Here is a 2,282-nt window from a genome sequence, read left to right as displayed (position 1 = left end):
CGGCCGTCATGGGCGCGTCCGCCGCCGCGGCCGCACCCCCCGTCCCGCGGGCACCGGACCCGGGATGGTCCGCCCCGCCCGCGCCCCGCCCGCGCCCCGCCCGCGCCCCGTCCCGGCCCCGCACCGCCCCGCGTTGCGCCCCCTGCGCACCGCGACGACGCTGGAGCCGACGGGCGGGCGCCCGCCCGCGTGAGCGGAGGAGGCCACCGGTGAGGTTCATCCAGATCATCGAGTACCGGACCGGGCGGATCGACGAGTTCAACGAACTGCTGGACGAGTGGGTCGCCAAGAACGAGGGCCACCGCCTCGCCGTGCGCGCCCTGCAGACCAGGGACCGCGACGGCACCGACACCTACCTGAACATCGTCGAGTTCCCCTCGTACGAGGTGGCGATGGAGAACTCGCAGCGCCCCGAGACCGCCGAGTTCGCGGCCCGGGCCGCCGCGCTCTGCGACGGCCCGCCGTCCTTCCGCAACCTGGACGTGATCGGGGACCGCACCCTGTCCGACTGAGCGCCGGACCGAATCCCGGGAAGGGGCTGGTCAAGCGGGCGGCGGCTGCGCAGCATGGGTACCCGCCGGTACTACCCGCTCCCAGGAGGCCCCCTTGTCCCGTGATCAGCTCAGCCACTCCTCCGGCCCGACCGGCACGCCGCTGCTCGACGACACCGTCGGCGCCAACCTCGACCGGGCGGTGCGCGCCTTCCCGGAGCGGGAGGCGCTGGTGGAGTGCGCCACCGGCCGGCGCTGGACGTACGCCGAGTTCGCCGCCGACGTGGACGCGGTGGCGCTCGGGCTGCGCGCCCGGGGCGTCGGCAAGGGCGACCGGGTCGGCATCTGGGCGCCCAACCGGGCCGAGTGGACGCTCACCCAGTACGCCACCGCCCGGCTCGGCGCGATCCTGGTGACGATCAACCCGGCCTACCGGGCGCACGAGTTGGAGTACGTGCTCGGCCAGGCGGGGGTGCGGCTGCTGGTGGCCGCCGAGCGGTTCAAGACCTCCGACTACGCGGCGATGGTCGCCGAGGTGCGCCCGCGCTGCCCCGAACTGCTGGACGTGGTGCTGCTGGACGGCCCGGACTGGCCGGAGCTGCTGGCCGCCGGGCGGGCCGGCGAGCGGGCGGAACTGGCCTCGATCGCCGACGGGTTGGACGCCGACGACCCGATCAACATCCAGTACACCTCGGGCACCACCGGCTTCCCCAAGGGCGCCACGCTCTCGCACCGCAACATCCTGAACAACGGCTACTTCGTCGGCGAGCTGTGCGGCTACACCGAGCGCGACCGGATCTGCCTGCCGGTGCCGTTCTACCACTGCTTCGGCATGGTGATGGGCAACCTCGCGGCCACCTCGCACGGCGCCTGCACGGTGATCCCGGCCCCGGCCTTCGACGCCGCCGCGACCCTGGCCGCGGTGGCCGCCGAGCGCTGCACCTCGCTGTACGGGGTGCCGACCATGTTCATCGCCGAGCTGGCCGACCCGGGCTTCGACGGGTACGACCTGTCCGGCCTGCGCACCGGCATCATGGCGGGCGCGCCGTGCCCGACCGAGGTGATGAAGGGCGTGATGGAGCGGATGGGCATGGCGGAGGTGTCGATCTGCTACGGCATGACGGAGACCTCCCCGGTCTCCACCCAGACCCGGGTGGACGACTCGGTGGAGCGCCGGGTCTCCACCGTCGGCCGGGTCGGCCCGCACCTGGAGGTCAAGGTGGTCGACCCGGAGAGCGGCTGCACCGTGCCGCGCGGCGAACCCGGCGAACTGTGCACCCGCGGCTACTCGGTGATGCTCGGGTACTGGGGCGAGCCGGAGCGGACCGCCGAGGCGGTCGACCCGGAGGGCTGGATGCACACCGGCGACCTGGCGGTGATGGACGGCGACGGCTACCTGTCGATCACCGGCCGGATCAAGGACATGGTGATCCGCGGCGGCGAGAACGTGTACCCGCGCGAGGTCGAGGAGTTCCTGTACGCCCACCCGGACGTGCTGGACGTCCAGGTGATCGGGGTGCCCGACGCCAGGTACGGCGAGGAGCTGATGGCCTGGGTGCGGATGCGCGAGGGCGCGCCGCCGCTGACGGCCGAGGCGGTGCGGGAGTTCTGCGCCGGGCGGCTGGCCCACTACAAGATCCCGTGCTACGTGCACGTGGTCGAGGAGTTCCCGATGACCGTCACCGGCAAGGTCCGCAAGGTCGAGATGCGCGAGGCGGCGACCGCCCTGCTCGCCGACGGCGGCGCCGGCCGCTGACGCGCGTCGACCCGCGCCGACCAGCGGGTTCGCCG

At 73.8% G+C, this 2,282-nt stretch carries 2 protein-coding genes and 1 pseudogene; all 3 read left to right on the top strand.

The window, feature by feature from the left end; genetic code table 11:
* Window positions 1–193 (top strand): annotated as a pseudogene (locus ACFUEL_RS38730) (hypothetical protein); the annotation flags it as partial.
* Between the two features lie 16 nt (window positions 194–209).
* Window positions 210–512, top strand: a complete 303-nt coding sequence (locus tag ACFUEL_RS38725; RefSeq protein WP_380242753.1) for a hypothetical protein — start codon at window positions 210–212, stop codon at window positions 510–512.
* A 94-nt stretch (window positions 513–606) separates the two neighbouring features.
* Window positions 607–2,247, top strand: a complete 1,641-nt coding sequence (locus ACFUEL_RS38720; RefSeq protein ID WP_380242751.1) for an AMP-binding protein — start codon at window positions 607–609, stop codon at window positions 2,245–2,247.
* Window positions 2,248–2,282: the final 35 nt, after the last annotated feature.

This window comes from Kitasatospora sp. NPDC057198 (genome assembly GCF_042670125.1).
Lineage (GTDB): Bacteria > Actinomycetota > Actinomycetes > Streptomycetales > Streptomycetaceae > Kitasatospora.
The sequence above is the reverse complement of the archived record's forward strand: the minus strand, read 5'-3'. Positions and strand labels throughout refer to the sequence as shown.